Source organism: Sphingobacterium sp. UBA5639, assembly GCF_002421245.1.
In the GTDB taxonomy this organism is placed as follows: domain Bacteria; phylum Bacteroidota; class Bacteroidia; order Sphingobacteriales; family Sphingobacteriaceae; genus Sphingobacterium; species Sphingobacterium multivorum.
On record NZ_DIJR01000008.1, the window covers coordinates 41,010 to 57,345 of the forward strand.

General features: G+C 36.6%; 15 protein-coding genes. 4 read left to right on the top strand and 11 right to left on the bottom strand.

The window, feature by feature from the left end; genetic code table 11:
- Positions 1–5 precede the first annotated feature (5 nt).
- Positions 6–380 (bottom strand): hypothetical protein, encoded by a 375-nt coding sequence (locus tag B4Z90_RS07505; protein ID WP_286801727.1) that lies wholly within the window; start codon positions 378–380, stop codon positions 6–8.
- A 622-nt stretch (positions 381–1,002) separates the two neighbouring features.
- Between B4Z90_RS07505 and B4Z90_RS07510 the strand changes: the two genes are divergently transcribed.
- Positions 1,003–1,236, top strand: a complete 234-nt coding sequence (locus B4Z90_RS07510; RefSeq protein WP_286801729.1) for a helix-turn-helix domain-containing protein — start codon at positions 1,003–1,005, stop codon at positions 1,234–1,236.
- A gap of 65 nt (positions 1,237–1,301) precedes the next feature.
- Positions 1,302–1,463, top strand: a complete 162-nt coding sequence (locus tag B4Z90_RS25135) for a helix-turn-helix domain-containing protein (protein WP_376746121.1) — start codon at positions 1,302–1,304, stop codon at positions 1,461–1,463.
- Between the two features lie 365 nt (positions 1,464–1,828).
- Here the strand turns inward: B4Z90_RS25135 and B4Z90_RS07515 are convergent, their stop codons facing one another.
- The 5 genes from B4Z90_RS07515 to B4Z90_RS07535 all read right to left on the bottom strand — a co-directional run bounded on the left by B4Z90_RS07515 (position 1,829) and on the right by B4Z90_RS07535 (position 5,407).
- Positions 1,829–2,221, bottom strand: coding sequence for a Rid family hydrolase (locus B4Z90_RS07515; protein ID WP_286801730.1), 393 nt, complete (start codon positions 2,219–2,221; stop codon positions 1,829–1,831).
- Between the two features lie 408 nt (positions 2,222–2,629).
- The gene (locus tag B4Z90_RS07520; RefSeq protein ID WP_286801731.1) at positions 2,630–3,067 is read right to left on the bottom strand and encodes a hypothetical protein; all 438 of its coding nucleotides are present in this window, start codon (positions 3,065–3,067) and stop codon (positions 2,630–2,632) included.
- Between the two features lie 41 nt (positions 3,068–3,108).
- Positions 3,109–3,522: a hypothetical protein gene (locus tag B4Z90_RS07525; protein WP_286801732.1), complete on the bottom strand. Its 414-nt coding sequence runs from the start codon at positions 3,520–3,522 to the stop codon at positions 3,109–3,111.
- Positions 3,523–3,576: 54 nt separating this feature from the next.
- On the bottom strand, positions 3,577–4,113 hold the full coding sequence (locus tag B4Z90_RS07530; protein WP_286801733.1) for an antirestriction protein ArdA: 537 nt from the start codon (positions 4,111–4,113) through the stop codon (positions 3,577–3,579).
- 673 nt (positions 4,114–4,786) lie between these two features.
- A complete protein-coding gene (locus B4Z90_RS07535; protein WP_286801734.1) occupies positions 4,787–5,407 on the bottom strand; it encodes a hypothetical protein in 621 nt (206 codons plus the stop codon).
- A gap of 586 nt (positions 5,408–5,993) precedes the next feature.
- On the opposite strand from B4Z90_RS07535, the gene B4Z90_RS07540 reads away from it, so the two are divergent.
- Together B4Z90_RS07540 and B4Z90_RS07545 are read left to right on the top strand one after the other, a co-directional pair.
- A complete protein-coding gene (locus B4Z90_RS07540) occupies positions 5,994–6,254 on the top strand; it encodes a hypothetical protein (protein WP_286801735.1) in 261 nt (86 codons plus the stop codon).
- A 317-nt stretch (positions 6,255–6,571) separates the two neighbouring features.
- Positions 6,572–7,294 carry a FadR/GntR family transcriptional regulator gene (locus B4Z90_RS07545; protein WP_286801737.1) on the top strand — a complete coding sequence of 241 codons (723 nt, stop codon included), beginning with the start codon at positions 6,572–6,574 and terminating at the stop codon, positions 7,292–7,294.
- A gap of 343 nt (positions 7,295–7,637) precedes the next feature.
- On the opposite strand, the gene B4Z90_RS07550 is transcribed toward B4Z90_RS07545, so the two are convergent.
- From B4Z90_RS07550 to B4Z90_RS07570, 5 genes are all read right to left on the bottom strand, one after another.
- The gene (locus tag B4Z90_RS07550) at positions 7,638–9,086 is read right to left on the bottom strand and encodes an arylsulfatase (protein ID WP_286801739.1); all 1,449 of its coding nucleotides are present in this window, start codon (positions 9,084–9,086) and stop codon (positions 7,638–7,640) included.
- Positions 9,087–9,101: 15 nt separating this feature from the next.
- Entirely contained in the window at positions 9,102–10,883 is a 1,782-nt protein-coding gene (locus tag B4Z90_RS07555) for a RagB/SusD family nutrient uptake outer membrane protein (RefSeq protein WP_286801740.1), read from the bottom strand.
- A 23-nt stretch (positions 10,884–10,906) separates the two neighbouring features.
- Positions 10,907–14,368: a SusC/RagA family TonB-linked outer membrane protein gene (locus B4Z90_RS07560; protein ID WP_286801741.1), complete on the bottom strand. Its 3,462-nt coding sequence runs from the start codon at positions 14,366–14,368 to the stop codon at positions 10,907–10,909.
- 146 nt (positions 14,369–14,514) lie between these two features.
- The gene (locus B4Z90_RS07565) at positions 14,515–15,549 is read right to left on the bottom strand and encodes a FecR family protein (protein ID WP_286801742.1); all 1,035 of its coding nucleotides are present in this window, start codon (positions 15,547–15,549) and stop codon (positions 14,515–14,517) included.
- An 84-nt stretch (positions 15,550–15,633) separates the two neighbouring features.
- A complete protein-coding gene (locus B4Z90_RS07570; protein ID WP_286801743.1) occupies positions 15,634–16,200 on the bottom strand; it encodes an RNA polymerase sigma factor in 567 nt (188 codons plus the stop codon).
- Between the last annotated feature and the right edge of the window lie 136 nt (positions 16,201–16,336).

Genomic DNA, 16,336 nt, shown 5'->3' on the forward strand with positions numbered 1-16,336 from the left:
TATGGTTATTTCGATAACCTACTGAAAAACTCAGCGACCTTCCTGCTCAATTCCATCTCTTTTCCGATACGCTCTTTAGCTTCTACTAGAAGCTTCATTTTACTGAGGTCTATATGGCGATAATTGGCAACACTGTAGGCGATGACTACGCGATATAATGCAGTTGCAAATTTCTGCATTTCCTCATCTTTCCGGAGCCTATTCTCTCCTGCACCACCATCAAGATCCGTGCTCAATAACTGGAGTATATTAGCAGAAATAGCCTCTAGGGCATAATGATTCCAGAATGCCTCAATCTCTTTTATAGGGTTATAATCCAAATTGTGGACTTCATAGATCAACGAATCAAAAGCAAATTGTAGCGCTAAAATCCTGTTCATTTTTCATTCTGTAATCTTTAACCGAAAGTACGTAGCGTCCCTCTCCGATCGAAATCAGCTTTTTATTGGGAGCCTGAGTTACTCAGTTCACATTTGTAATAATTAATTCATTTTGGGAGCCAGATCGCGTTTGATTGAGGGGTTACAAAGGTGTATAATATTGGCGTAACGCGTTCCATGGCAGAGAAGCCAAATCATATTTGGCCAAACCAGCCGAGCTACTCGGGGGCTGTAATGATGTTCTTTGATTGTTGTTTTTTGTTCATAACTCGTTTTATAGTAACGAGTCCTGCAGGGGAGCAACTTAACATAAAGAGGGGGCTGCATCCCGTACTCCAAAAGATTCTCAGGCCTAAAGTCGCATTGGGTGAACAGCAGCCCCACACTTCAATGAATTAAATGCAAAAATAGCATTTTTCATTGAAAGCGTGAGATATTTCTGCTGCCTTGCCACTTGGCCTGAGAATGGAGAGCAAGACTTTTGAATATCTATATTTTCAATATTTTTCTATTACCTATTTCATATTCTATTATCCTATGTTATAAAAGCAAATATATAAAACAAAGCAATAGTAAACAAATTTGTTGACCATTTTTTTCTCAATATATCGATTTTGATCAGATGGATCAGAATCAGAAAGAATTTCGCATTAAATTAGGACAACGTATTGAACAACTTCGAGTTGAAAAGGGAATTGAGCAGGGTGAATTAGCGTCCATAATTAATAAAGATAAACAGTTTATTAATCGATATGAGCGCCAAGGAGCAAATCCTACTGCCTTTATACTTACCCAAATTGCCGATGCATTAGGAGTAACCCCCAACGATGTCTTAAACTTTTCAACTTTGGATTAACTGTGTGGCAAGGGAAAAGAAAGAACCTGTATTTAGGATCGGTGCAATCTTAGCAGAGAAGAAATATGTCAAATAATGAATTTGCATACAAAATGGGAGTATCGATTGGGACTGTATCCGAATGGGTAAATCATAAAGTATACCCCGATCCATCCAAATTTAGATTGATCGCAGAAATAACTAACGTAAATATGCAAGAAATTTTGATTAAAACAGAACCAAATTAAGATTAAACTCCCTATCTTTAGTATTCATTTAAAATAGTACTAATATATCCATAACTACATCTCTTGAATCAATGCTTTAACCTGATCATTACGAAGAATTAGGAAATCAGGAATCTAGCCTGAGCCAGATACATTGCACCATTTTCATAATAAACGATTCTGGTTGACATACGCATCAGGACATTTTTTTATAATAGCCAAAGATACAGACAAGGCCGATAATAATTGGCACTACTAACCGAAATTTGTATTCTATGCAGAAAAGGCAATGTTTTTCATATAGTAAAATAGGTTGAATTGAAGACAAAACCTATCTTACTATATACTCAGAGTTAATTTTGCGAAGGTAAAATTTGGAAATTAGCTTATTCTGTTGCAATAATTTTTATTTCCACTAATTGTCCTTTTAATGCGAGATTAGTTACTCCAACCATTGTACTCGCTACCATTTTGGGATCAGAATAATATTCTCCCTTAAAATTTTTCCTCGCCTCAAACGCAGTTTCCATATCAAGAGCATAAATAACTTCCTCCACAACATTATCCATGTTCATATCATATCTAGATAATAATTCTTTAATATTTGCATAGGTTTGTCTCATTTGTGCATCCAACCCCTCAGGCAATTCTCCTTTTTCATTGTGACCGAGTTGACCAGAGATCCAAACTGTATCCCCTTTTTTAATTGCTTGTGAATACCCATAAATTTCTTCCCATGGCATTCCAAATCCTTCTGCTTTTTTGTTTTTGTTTGACATTTTAGTATATGTTGTTATGTAATTGTTTTTAAGCCCACGAATTTAAAACACTTTGCATAAATCTCTATTTAACTACTTTAATAAATCAGTATAACACTCTTTACGCAAATTTGATATTCTACTCGTATATAGCAATCGAAACACCAAAATATACATCTAACTAATTTACAATAACTTATAAAAAATTCAATAAAAATTAATTTTGCGAAATATCGTAATTTCATTATCTACATATATATTTTCTAAAAAACATAAGCATTACACTTGAAAATTCGTCAATTAATTTTTCAAGGTCAGTAGAAAATATGAAGACTTGAGAACCTGGTCTCTGTACGAAAGTGTAGGGGCCTTTTCTTTGATTGAAAAGGGAGAATTATGAAATACTATAACCCTCCCTTTTTTAAATGCCTAGAATTCTGTAAAAATTGCCTTTGGCTGAATAATGGAAAGATCTTCACGAACGACGTTGAATAGATCTTTGATTTGCTTATCGCTAAGTTTATTTAGAAGTATAGTATGTCGATACTCGTCATGTATATACAATTCACCACCAGGGAAATGTGCTGTTGCTATCCTGCAGCAACTTTTCCCACTTCTAATACACAGATAAATATCCAAATACGGGCCTATTTCATTCGCTATTAACAAAGTCTCATCTGTAGGTACGCCATTTGGAAGGCCTTTATTTATTTGGGGGTTTGAAAATTTTACTATAGCCATTCTGTTAAAAGACATAATACCTTCATGTGATGCTAAGCGATTTGAAAATTGAACCAACTCTATTGGGCCTTTGATATTTTCAATCCCAAATAGAACACTTTCTATTGAAAAAATTTGACTACTCATGATTTTCTTATTTATAAATTTGTTTTTAGGATGTTTTGCAGTTAGTCTCGATCAACGAACCTTTCTATGGTTGCTGCAATATTTCTATTCGTAAATTCAGCAAAATCTACGGCTGATTTCTTCGTTTTAAATACCCTATCGTTCACCTTCCATTTTATCTTTTTACCATAGATATACATAGGTGAACGATATGCATTGAAATTTGTCCACTTAATCTCTTCATCACGGTATACCTTCGCTAAGTGAATATTCACTACATTCGATGCGTCATCACATTGATTTGTTGTAAGTAGTAAGTTTTTGTTTTTGTCGAAAATCTCGAACCGAATAAAGTCTTTATCATGAAGGATTATTTTGAATAGCTGTTCAATATCGAAATTGGAATTCAACAGAACATTCTCATCGAATTTTTTATATGTTAGTACGCCTATATTATTTTTATTCGTTGTTTTCATCTTTTTGAATTATTTAGGCGACCCAAGATCGGATCGCCTGGTTGAAAAATTTAGTTATGATTCACGGAAGACAAAGCCATCGTCGAACCAGTAGTCAGTGATGAAAAGATCCCTTGCAAATACCTCGTAGTCAAAATATTGTTTGGCAATTGAGGGGAGGTCATAAAGCTCCCCCACTATCTCCCTTGCAAAATCCTCCTCATCATCATATTCACCTTGATAGTCTTCTTCAAAGCGAGATATTATGTCATAAATTTCTTCTTTGGCTAAGTTCCTATTACGGTTATCACACCAAATCAAGAACGGCTCTCTATGATCTTGATCCATTCGCTCTAATGCGTCAAGAACTTCAAAAATATTTGCACTGATACAGTATTCATTAATAAGGTCTTCGGGAATGTTCTCATAATCCTGATACATGAATTCTGGATATTCTTCATCTGCATGAAGTTCCTTACATGCCTCGTAAAACTCCTCTATGTCATAATAATCTGACAATTCAAGCCATTTGCCATATAGTGATCCTGTATTATACTTATGAAAAGTTCCAACATAAACCCGAGCTTGTGTGATATCTAATTGATGTAGCATGTCTTTAATGTTTTAATGGTTGGTGAATAGATTTTTTTGATTTATTCGGCGATGAGAAGAGGTGCTTGTTTTCTTTTTCCTTTTTATTCTGTTTCCAATGCTTTTTAATTCCCATAGCTGACATTTTTTTTATTCGTCTAAAGAGCCGGAGTATGCTTTTGCTTCGTTTTCATGAACAGAAGAAGGTTAGTGGCTAGGAGGATAAAAGGTTTTTGCAAAAAAAACACTACCCAAAGGGCTGGAGATTATTTTTTCAAAACTCGCTTTGACCTTTAGGATCCGTAACACGTCTTACCTTCGTTCTTGAAACGAATCAAAGAAAGCATACCGGACCTCGATGGTGTTAGTGGAAGTAAATGGGAATTGCGTTGGAACAGAAATAAAAAAAGACTAATACTTATTATCCCAATTTGAAGTGATTAGGATCTGGGCGATATGCCCTTTAAAGTTATTTAGTTTATGTAAGAAGTGGGACTCTTGAGAATTGAGAAAATCGATTCAATCGGAGGTGTTTTAAAATGTATTTAAGTAACTAAGATCTGCCCTAAAAGGGTAAGAAACTCTATCTTCACTTACGGAAAACAAAGTCAAGTTATTTGGCAACTACGAATGATCACATATTGCTAATAGTTTTGTTTCCCCATTGGATGGGGAAACAATTTGATATTTATGATTATATTTTTTTATATTTTTTACCATAAGCGGTAATTTCTTTTTCACCGCTTCTTTGGATTGTGATTGTAGTCATACCTATATTACCCATCATCAAGTGCTTCTTATTGTCGTAAATTAACTTCCGTTTGCCGAGAAAACCATCAATATAAAAATAAGCATCTCCCTCTTTGATGATTTTTAGAGGTTTTTCCTGTTCAACCTCACTTTTCCATTCGCCTTCAAAAAACGCGGGATCATAATAAGCATCATAAGCTTTCCTATACTCCTCGGCTTTTTCTTTGGAAACTCTCGAAAAGTCTGCGCCTTTATTCCCGATACTCATTTTCATTTTATCAGGATTATCCAAGATATTCATCAAAATATCCACAGAAGCAACTCCATTTGTAATTTGCGTCTTAAGTGTTTTATCCTCTTTATTATAAGTAGCGGGAGCCTCAATATCCTTGCTATTGAGATACAATTTATCCCCTTCTTTTTTTATTTCAAGCAGCTCAGAATGCTCTTTTCCATCTTCTATCCAAAAGCCTATATATTTATCTTCTTTAGATTGAGAACATGAGTTAAAAAAACATAATACTGCAGCTGCAAAAAGGGTCTTAAGGTTTTTATTCTTTTTCATGTTTAAATTGGTCAAGACTTAATTATCTTATTAAATATATATCTTATTTAGTAAACTAGCAACTTTTCGCTATAGCTTTATCAACAAACAATGATAAGTGTGATGCAAAATGAAAATTTTTATGGATATAACTAGATCAACCGAAACACTACAATTATTTAATTCTATAATATTTATGAAAGCAAATATGATAGAATATCTTCTCATTAGCACTAATTGTTTATACAATGACATAAAGTATCAGAAAGGAGAATTTCAAAAAATGGAGACAGCCATTCGGTAAGAAGCGACGAGCGTTCGCAAGGAAAGGCGATGAAACAATAGGCCCTTTAAATAAGATATGTGAACATCAAAACATCTTTGTCGATTTTTGACACCTTTATTTATCAGTCTACAAGTGTTTCTACGAAATTGCAAGAACTTCCCTAATGTATCAACGTTAAGAAATCCCCAATTGCCAGTCTTATTCAGGATTGCCTCGCTGCGGAAACGAGTGATGGATATTTTTGCCGAAATCTATCAAATTTAAATATGAAATAGGATAATTTAATTTTTTTTTCCTTATTTAGGTTTACGACAAACAAATATGGAAGACACAATTGATTCAATGCTATTCGACCCATTTAAAGGGCAAATATTCAGGATCACTTATAAAACACAAGATTATCAAATTAAATTGCTAAAAAGGAATGTAGAAAAAAATCAATTAGAAATTGATATTTTACTAGATGGGATTATTCAAAAAATAATTAAAAAAAATGAAATGTGGTGTTTCGAAAACATAGATTTAGACAAGGATTTCGCATATCAAATTTGGCGAACTATTTCCTTGAGATATAGGCTATAAAAAACTACAAAGATAAAAGAGATATAATATTAATTTTAGTACATCTTGATCAAATAGATATACTAAAATTAAACTTTTTAAGTAATGGGTCAGATTGAAGATCGTTACAAACTACCTCAAGATATCAGCTCATAAAAATACAGTTAAAAAAATCAATAGTGCTGCACTATTATTGCAGCCACAATAAAAAATATAGAGTTGTGTTTTGTTGACCTCTCCCCGAATTTAAGAGTATTCTAAAGTAGAAAATTCTGCTGTTATAAAATAATTTTTATTAATTATATTTGCCTTACTGCTCCTTTAGTACTATATAATATATGAAACCGACTTCTTCATTAATACAACATGTCAATATGATTGATACCTCTTCGCTAGTGGATCGCGCAGAAAAAGAAATCGTCAACCTTGTTGTCAACCAAGGCTTAAAAATTGGACATGCCTTACCTAAGGAAATAGAATTGGCGGAAATGCTCGGTGTAAGCCGGACTGTTGTTCGTGAAGCGATGTTACGATTGCGTATGGTCGGATTGGTTGAATCCAAAAAACATCGTGGACCAATATTGACAAGTCCAGATTTTTTAAAACCCATACGCAAATCACTTTATCCTAATATTATGCAAACCAAGACCCTACAGGATCTTTTTGAAATGCGGATGGCGCTCGAAGTGGGTATGGCCGATATCCTTTTTGAAAACATACAAGAAAAAGACATTCAGGAGTTGGAAATGATTGTTAGCAAAGAACCAATACATGCAGATAATACGATTTTTAATATAGAAACCGAAGTCGCCTTTCATGGTAAACTTTATGAAATCACTAGGAATACAATTCTTAAAGATTTTCAGGATATGCTATTACCGATTTTTCACTATGTCCATAACAGTGGGCTGTTAACCACATACATCGAGTCAAAAAGCTTCATCTCGCATCGGGGATTAGTCGATGTTTTGAAAGTCGGCAATCCTGAAGTATTCAGAAACGCAATGCGCATGCATTTGGATAACCATTATCAAAGGCTTTTTCTACACACAAAAATATAAGACGTCAATAGCGAAAATTAAAGTTTTAATTTCTAAGCTTAAAAATGGTTGTACTTATTATGAACTTTTTTAAACTTGATCTCAAATAAACAAACACAAAACTTAGCAGATTAACATAAGAATCAGCTTCAGATTTTGAAGATAGTTCTATCTAATTTTAAATTGATCGTATTGGAATACCTGATCTAATATCATCAGTTCCTTCAATTAGAATGGTTTTAAAACTATTCCTAAAAAAGACCAAATCCTGAATATAAATCTAAATAACGAATTGAAGGAAGAGCAAAATAGCCCGATCTTATTACAAAACGATCAGGCTATTTTAATATTAAAAGATTTTGATTTATTGAACCTTTTTAATCAAAGGAAAAATAGTGCTTTCAACATGTGCTTTTTCGATCAGACGACGTAATTCAATTACTTTTTTGGGATTATCAGCAGCAATATTATTTTGTTCTTTTGGATCTTGCTTAAGATTAAACAGTTCCAATGTTGGCTTACCGCTCATAACTTTCTGTAAAATAAGTTTCCAATTGCCTTTACGGACAGCCTGACGTCCTCCATCCTCATGGAACTCCCAGTAAAGATAGTCATGCTGCTTTTGCTTTTTACTGTTACCCAGCAATGTGGGAACAATAGAAATCCCATCGGTATATCTCGGCTCATCTGCTTTGGCTAATTCGACCATAGTTGGCATAATATCCCAAAAAGCGCCTAAATAATCGGATTTTTTTCCCGCTGCAATTTTACCTCGCCAGTAAGCAATAAAGGGTGTCTTTATCCCACCTTCGTAAAGATCACGTTTTGTACCCCGCAATCCGCCCGAACTATTGAAAAAATTAGGATCCGCTCCACCCTCTTTATGTGCTCCATTATCACTGGTGAATATAATAATTGTATTGTCCAGCAGATTATTTTGACGTAATCTTTCAACGATTTGTCCTACATACGCATCCATCCGACTTACCATACTTGCGTACATCGCATGCGGCTTTTCGACACTGTTATATCCCGGAACTGTTGCTTTGGGACCATAATCGTTGCCTCGGTAAGGCTTCTCATCAAACTTATCGGCATATTGCCTGTAGTACTCGTCCGCAGGTCCTGCAAGTTCGGCATGAGGTAGCACAGTTGGAACAAAAAGAAAGAAGGGTTTATCTTTGTTGGCATCAATAAAAGCAAGTGTTCTTTCCTGAATCAATGCTGGTGCATACTGGCCCTGTGCCATCAAGCCATTGGCTTCAAGCTCAATACGTTGATTATTATGCCAAAGATGGGTAGGATAATATCGATGTGATTGACGTTGACAATTGTACCCATAAAATTCGTCAAATCCTTTCTGGTCAGGTGCACCAGTTGTACCTACCATGCCCAACCCCCATTTACCAAAGGCTCCGGTGGTATAACCGGCCTTTTGCAGTAACATAGCGATGGTCTGCACTGAATCAGCCAATGGCTCTTGCCCCTCTGGTTCGATTTCCTTATTGCCCCTGACGTAAGTGTGTCCTGTATGCTGTCCTGTCATCAATGACGAACGCGATGGTGCACATACGGACGTGCCTGCATAAAAATTGTCAAACTTCATCCCCGATTGGGCCAATGAATCGATATGTTTGGTTTCAATCTTCACTTGACCATAGGCCCCCAAATCACCGTAACCAAGATCATCGGCCATAATAAATACAATATTCGGTCTTTTGTTTCCACTTTGTGCGAAAATACTGCTTGTAAATGTCACGATTAAGACAACTAGGAACGTTTTACTTAACGCGATCAATGTTAATGCTTTCATGTGTTAAAATTAATTTTACCAGCCTTCGTTCTGTTTTAAGTTTTTATTCTGTACCAGTTCTGCAGCAGGTATCGGATATAAATAATAGTATTCAGGAAAAGGAGACGGTGCTTTACCTTCGTAAGAAATATAGCCTTTTGTCTGTCCATTTTCTATGGGAATAGGTGTATTGGAGGGTACATCTACTCCCTTGGTTATATATCTTCCTAATTTCGGGGCAATGGCATAATCCATTTTTTTCCATCGTCTGAGATCGTCAAAACGAAAGCCTTCCCCCATCAGTTCTACAGCACGCTCGCGACGTATTTCCCACAGCACCGGACTTACCGTCTCATCGCGTTTGGGATCGGGTGGAATTGCCGTTAAATCCAGAGAAGCCACTCCAGCGCGTGACCTTAATTTATTTATCGTTTGATCGATAATTTGCTGGTTGATCTCTCCCAATTCATATTTTGCTTCGGCATATCCGACCAACAATTCCCCGAGCCTAAATATAGGAGCATCGTTGATATCTACATTCTGGATCCTATTAATCTTGTTACTGAATTTGTAAAACCGATATCCGGTATAGCTTACACTATAAGGCTGTCCATTGGTGAAATCGACATAATGTGGTTCCTCTTTCAATATGAGACCTTCCCAGTTCATCCAGGGTAAAGTTTTATGTTTGTCGTCTGATAGTGTGGCCATCAAATCGATATATTCCCGGTCCTTCGGATCATCGGAATACTCCCAAAGCATATTTGTTTTTCCCATTTTAACTTTATAGGGAGGCGGAATGGTAAAGTATAGACGGGTATCACGATTCCGGAATTCAGTATATGCACTTTCATCACCAGCAAATGTTGGACTCACCCATCTTGTTTTCCCATCTTTCATCAGATACATATCCACAGCTTTCTTGGTAAGATCCCACCTGCCCGAGGAATTACGCGCCAGAGATGCCAAACCATGTGTAATCTGATTCAGCTCATACTGCTTATATAGAAAAACCTCGGGTACATTCGCCAATGATTCACTATTGAACAGCAGATCATAATTGCTTAATAACGGTATGGTACCAGATAGAATTTTTTCGGCTGCTGCAGTTGACAGTTTTAGGTATTTCTCGGCGTCTTTAAGTTGATGGTATTTCCTCCAGGTCCCCTCTCTTAGGCCAAAGCGTGCTGTCAGTGCCAGGACAACCTTACGGTTGATGGTATTGGGTCCATCCCCATTTTCTTTGATATTTTCTCCGGCATAGCTGAGCATTTCAACGATGTGGGCGGCAATTTCATCACGAGTTCCAGGAATACCGTATAGGACATCGGTATCTCCGTCGCCAATGGTACGCTCTACCCAGATCGCCTGACCAAATTTGTTCAGGAGATCCATATATTGGTAAGCCTTGAAAAAGTAGCCAATGCTGCGAATATGCTTCTTTTCGACTTCAGATAGTTGGCTTGCCTGCTCAATGTTATCCAAAAGAACATTGATAGATCGGATCTGAACAAATGGATTACTGTAATCGTTACTTGTTGATGGGACGACCATTCGCTGCCAAGCCCAATCAGAAGTGGCGTTTGCCTGAGCTTTGGCAAATAGGTCGCCGTTGACCTCAGCATCCGGCACAGCATTGCTATAGCCAGGAAACGTGCCGTAGAATTGCCAGGCATAGGAAATAAAATTGTTATAGTTTGTGAAAGTACTCTGCTCTGTCAATGTACCTTCCGGATCGAGGTCCAGTAAATTGCTGCAGCTTGTTAACGATGTGACTAGCCCCAGACAAAGGATATAGTGGATAAATTTCTTTTTCATAATATTCTGCGGTTTTTGAAGATTTAAAACGTAACATTAACGCCAAAACTGTACTTTTTCAGGAATGGATAAATACCTCCCGACCCTATGTTTTCACCATCGGCCTCCATCCCTTTTGGCATGTGATCAGCTTTAAATAAATTTTCGCCAGAAACAAATACCTTGATATTGTCGATCACTTTGCTCCGTAAAGTTTTTCTGTCGAGGGTATAGCCAAGTGTAATATTTCGCACCCGAAGATAGGAGCCGTCCGACAGGTATTTGGTCTGTGTTCTTCGGTTCGCTGAAGTATTTAAACCTGCGTTTGCATAGACACGCGCATAGGTCGCATCCGTATTGTTCGGTGTCCAATAATCTAGATTACCCTTATAGAGCGTACCGAATTCGTTATTGTATGGCCACATCAAGAAATTGCTCAACCAAAGATCCCGCTTTCCTACTCCCTGTATAAATACGCTCAAATCAATATTCTTGTAGGAGAAATTACTATTCAGACCGAACTGAAACCGCCTATTATTATTACCTATAACCTTCATATCACCGGGATCGGATACCGTACCAGTACCACCGAAGATGATACCATCACCATTTAAATCCGCATATTTAACATCTCCAGGATTCTGAGCAACACCTTTGAAATATGGAATCCCTTCTTTTAACTTCCCATTTAACAAACTGGCATTTAAACTATTGTCCTGAAAATCATCTACTGTATAATAACGGTCTGTAACATATCCCCAGATTTCACCGAGTTCTTTTCCTTTGTAGAAGCCATCGATTAAGCCAGCACTATTATTAATTTTGGTAATGAAACCTCTATTATCTGAAAGATTAAATGCAAATGAATATTTAAAATCTTTAATCTTGTCTTTCCAGGAAAGTTCCAGCTCCCATCCCTTTGATTCAAGATCCGTTATATTCTGAAATGGAGGCTGTGCCCCCAAAACTGCAGGTAAGTCGGCCCCTTGAAAAAGCATGCCTATCGTCTGACGTCTAAACCAGTCAAAACTTCCGTTTAATTTGCTATTGAACAAAGCGATGTCAACACCGAAATTTAAAGTACGCGCCTTCTCCCAGGAAAAAGTAGAACTGATTAAATTTGGTGGATTTATCGTCAGGTAGCGGATGCCAGTATTTGGATCAATCCAATTTGCATTGCCCGCCCCCATCTGAGGTATTGCAGGAAAATAAACTTGATTTTTATTGGTATCAAATACGACCTGGTTACCAATTTCCCCATAAGAAGCCCTGAACTTCAACATTGGGATACTATTTTTTAACCCGCTCATAAATCGTTCCTCAGCAACGTTCCAACCAGCAGAAACGGATGGAAAAAAGCCAAACCTGCTACCTTTGAGGAAACGGGAGGAACCGTCCAGTCGACCGTTCAGTTCCAATAGATAACGATTCTTATAATCATAGTTAATTCTGCCAAAGTATCCTAGGATAGCATACTGACTAAAACTATCGGACGTATTTTGCGTTCCTGTACTTGTGCCCAAGGAGGGAGATTCAGGACTCAAAATTCCATATCTTGTTGCTGAAAATGATTCACTATAACTTTTCTCATAATTTGTTCCCACCAAAACTTTCAGATTATGATCATCCAATGCACGGCTATAACTCGTATAAAGATTTAAAGCATTATAGTCTGTCAGGGAATTAGAACGAGTATAAAAATCTTGATTGAACAGGTATTCCGTATTAAAATTATTTGGATTCATATACCTATTTCTGTTCTGCGCATTTTTATTGTTCAGATTATTCTTACTGAAAGTATATTCAGCAGTGATATTCCAGCCCGGCAAAGGATTATACTCCAGCTTACCAAAGAGTCTAAGATTCTCTTCATATCTGCGCGAAGGATCTTCATATTTTAAATAATTGTTGGGCGTCCCGTATGGTATAGCTTTCCCATCGCTATCTATCGTCTCGCCGGGATTAAGGTACGACCCGAATGTCAGAGCCCGATAAAACATTTCCCCCATATTGGCTGGGGTAAGGCGATTATCTTTTTTATAAAAGACATTAACACTTGCATTAAAATTCTTGAACAATTCGGCGTTTAGATAAGCATTGAAATTATATCTGCTATAGCTATCTTTTTTGGTAATCATAATACCATCTTCGTTGCTATACATACCAGAAAGCCTATACGCAATCTTTTCAGAACCACCTCTAATAGAAAGATTATGCAGGTGTTCAAATCCAGTCTGGAATACCTCATTGTATAAATCGTACTCCTTTAGGGGATATTTTGTGTTATTTACCACGGCTATCCCATCAGGATATTTTGTTGGGTCCGTTTTATAGTCTTTTAATAGATCAAGCCAGGTATCGACATTTTGTCCTGCCCAATTGGAAGTATTCCCAAAGTCTTTTAATGCCTGCACAAACTCAAGTGGACTCGCTTTTTCAGGGAGTGTTGAAGGACGGCTCCAAGTTAGATTGCTCGAGTAATTGATGCTGGTCGGCTGATTTCTAGATCCTTTCTTTGTGGTGATCAGAATGACCCCAAAGGCTGCTCTAGCGCCATAAATAGAAGAAGCGGCAGCATCTTTCAATACGGTGACATTTAAGATATCCTTGGGGTTTATATCGTCCATATTCATAGGAACATTGTCGACCAATACCAAAGGGCTACCACCATTAATGGAAGTAACGCCACGAATATTTAGTTCTGTCGATGTGCCAGGACGTCCTCCACCGAAAGTAACCTGTAAACCAGGCAAAGCCCCTTGTAATGCTTGAGAGCTGCTGCTTACGGGTCGATCTCCCAACACTTTTTCCATATCAACTGAAGCGACAGCCCCTGTGAGATTTGCTTTCCGTTGTGTACCATAACCAACAACAACAACTTCCTCCAAGGAGGTCAGATCTTCCTGGAGAACAACATTCATAAATGATTGGCTAACCGGAATCTCCTGGCTGATAAATCCTACATTACTGATGAATAAAATGGCATTTGGCCCGCTTACTTTTAGATTAAATTCGCCTTTATCGTTTGTACTTGTACCGCGGTCCTTATCCTTTTCGACTACGGTGACACCCGATAAAGGTAAGCCCTGCCGATCTAAAACCTTTCCTTTGATATCGAGCCCTTGGACTTCTTTAGTGTTGACAGTGATCACATAGGTGTTCTCATTCATACTTTCCATCCGGAGCTGAAATCTATTCAGCAATGGTGCTAAAGCGTTGGTCCAATTTTGGTTCTCGACAGAAATAAGGGGAAGGCTTTTATTGGAGATGACATTGTCAAAATATATAAATTTGACTTTAGTCTGCTTCTCAATGGTTTTTAAAACAGTCTTAAGATCGGTATTTTTTATTTTTAGGGATACCCTTTCCTGTGCTTTGGTACTTATTCCGAAGACCTTTACGGTAAATGCAAAAGTGAGCGCTAATGTTAATTTTGTCATTAATGCATATTTAATGGTGCTAGATTTTCGTGCAAAAAATACCTGACCATGTAAATTTTTTTTCATAGTTTTAAATTGATTATGGAACCATAGAGTGCTTTATCTTTCTCAGGGACTTCGCACTCTTATTTCATGAACATGAAGGATACATCATTGGATGTATCCTTTTTTTGAAACTTTATGTATAATCTTTCATTATCGTTTATTTAGGGTTAATATAAAATAATTGATTCGTTTTCTTCTCTGATATGTAGCTTTGGATTGGCTAATAAAATAGTCTTTAAAACCATCTCTAGGCTATAATTCTCCATCGTCCCGGTAAAGGTGGTTTTCTCCAGTTCAGTATTATCGATGACGATATTTCTGTTATACCATTTACCTATTTTGGACGCAACAATATTCATCGGATCGGCTTCAAAGGAAAGTTTATTCTCAAGCCACAATGCTTCGGAGGGCATTTTTTCTCCGTCCTGAACAATAAGTGCTGTCCGTTTTATTGTATTTGTACTACTCTTATCACTGAATTTGGGTCCAATTAAATTGTGGGCTATGGTTAGTTTTTCTCCGGGTAACATCCTATAGGTTTCGTCACTATTTTGGCTTTTCAATTCGATAGCCCCTTCCACAAGAGAAGTCTGTGTTTTATTCTCGTCCTGATACGCTCTGATATTGAATTTTGTTCCCAATACTTTTACTTCGGAATCTTTACAAGAGACAATAAATGGATGTTTTTTATCTTTGGCAACAGCAAAGAAGCCCTCTCCCACCAATTTCACCCGACGTTCTTTTTTATTGAAATCGGTAGCCAAATAGAGTTTGCTGTCACCATTTAACCAAACGGTACTCCCATCAGGCAGGCTAATTATCCGTTTCTCGCCCTTATTGCTGCTATAGCTCATCTTATACTCAACAACCTCTTGGTGGGACGAATACCTCCACATACCAACAAAAAAGAAGATCGCAATACTAGCAGCTACTAGATAAAAGAGATAACGTTTTTTTATCCTACTCCTTACTGGAATGTTTTCGGGGGTACTGTCTTCCAGTTTCTTCCATAGCTGATCAAATGCCATTTCAGTTTTTTCAATGGTTGATGACGGAATTCCTTGCCGATTTTTAATAAAATGATAAAGGACTTGGTGATCTGGATTGTCAATGATCAATTTCTCAAACAGTAACTTCTCTTCGGGTGTGAGTTTACCCTGAATTTCTTTGTTTAATAATGTTAGAAATTGATCTTGATCCATCTTACTTTTGAGTCTTTAATATAAGAGCCAATTACAGACAAATCTCACCAATAGAAATTTAAAATAATTTTAAAAAACTGATTTCTAGCTATTTATTTTTTTACAAGTAATAGAATCTCTTAAACGACGGAGAGCCAGTTGAATGTGTCGGTCAACGGTGTTCGTAGAAATTTCCATGATGGCAGCCGTTTCATGATAGGTAAAGCCAAGCTCCTTGACTAAAGTAAAAGCCATTTTGCACTTCGAAGGCAATTCATCTATAATCTGCTGTATAATTTTCAGATTTTCATTGGAAATATATTCTTGCTCCACACTTGGATATTGATAGTTAAAGTCGATAATTTCTGAAATATCCACATGGGTATGTTGTCTTTCAAGGTATTTAATGGCATTGTTTCTTATAGACCTAAAAAGATAAGTTTTAATGTTTTCAATTTCCATTAATTTATCTTCCAATAGCCACAATTTCATGAAAATTTCTGAAATAATATCCTCAACTGGAACTGGTGACTTTATAATTGCGTAGCCAAAGTCATATAAATCGGGATAAAATTTTTTAAATAAAGTTTTAAATGCAAGCTGGTCTCGATCGAATACAATTGCATACCGCAATTCAGTCCATAAAAAGGGATCTTGATTCAACTTTTGCATTTAAATAAAAATATGAAATGGTCTATGAGAAATAAAGATATCAATTTTTGCAAGAATATAAGAATTTTAAAAGTAGTATCATCTGATCTTCCTTTCTTTAAAGTTCCCTATTTTTGGAAATAACTAACTTCGCAAA

Coding starts and splice junctions, on each gene's coding strand:
- B4Z90_RS07540 (WP_286801735.1), top strand. CDS start 5,994: ATGGAAGACACAATTGATTCAATGCTATTCGACCCATTTAAAGGGCAA.
- B4Z90_RS07525 (WP_286801732.1), bottom strand. CDS start 3,522: ATGAAAACAACGAATAAAAATAATATAGGCGTACTAACATATAAAAAA.
- B4Z90_RS07565 (WP_286801742.1), bottom strand. CDS start 15,549: ATGGATCAAGATCAATTTCTAACATTATTAAACAAAGAAATTCAGGGT.
- B4Z90_RS07545 (WP_286801737.1), top strand. CDS start 6,572: ATGAAACCGACTTCTTCATTAATACAACATGTCAATATGATTGATACC.
- B4Z90_RS07550 (WP_286801739.1), bottom strand. CDS start 9,086: ATGAAAGCATTAACATTGATCGCGTTAAGTAAAACGTTCCTAGTTGTC.
- B4Z90_RS07505 (WP_286801727.1), bottom strand. CDS start 380: ATGAACAGGATTTTAGCGCTACAATTTGCTTTTGATTCGTTGATCTAT.
- B4Z90_RS07555 (WP_286801740.1), bottom strand. CDS start 10,883: ATGAAAAAGAAATTTATCCACTATATCCTTTGTCTGGGGCTAGTCACA.
- B4Z90_RS07560 (WP_286801741.1), bottom strand. CDS start 14,368: ATGAAAAAAAATTTACATGGTCAGGTATTTTTTGCACGAAAATCTAGC.
- B4Z90_RS07520 (WP_286801731.1), bottom strand. CDS start 3,067: ATGAGTAGTCAAATTTTTTCAATAGAAAGTGTTCTATTTGGGATTGAA.
- B4Z90_RS07535 (WP_286801734.1), bottom strand. CDS start 5,407: ATGAAAAAGAATAAAAACCTTAAGACCCTTTTTGCAGCTGCAGTATTA.
- B4Z90_RS07570 (WP_286801743.1), bottom strand. CDS start 16,200: ATGCAAAAGTTGAATCAAGATCCCTTTTTATGGACTGAATTGCGGTAT.
- B4Z90_RS07510 (WP_286801729.1), top strand. CDS start 1,003: ATGGATCAGAATCAGAAAGAATTTCGCATTAAATTAGGACAACGTATT.
- B4Z90_RS07515 (WP_286801730.1), bottom strand. CDS start 2,221: ATGTCAAACAAAAACAAAAAAGCAGAAGGATTTGGAATGCCATGGGAA.
- B4Z90_RS25135 (WP_376746121.1), top strand. CDS start 1,302: ATGTCAAATAATGAATTTGCATACAAAATGGGAGTATCGATTGGGACT.
- B4Z90_RS07530 (WP_286801733.1), bottom strand. CDS start 4,113: ATGCTACATCAATTAGATATCACACAAGCTCGGGTTTATGTTGGAACT.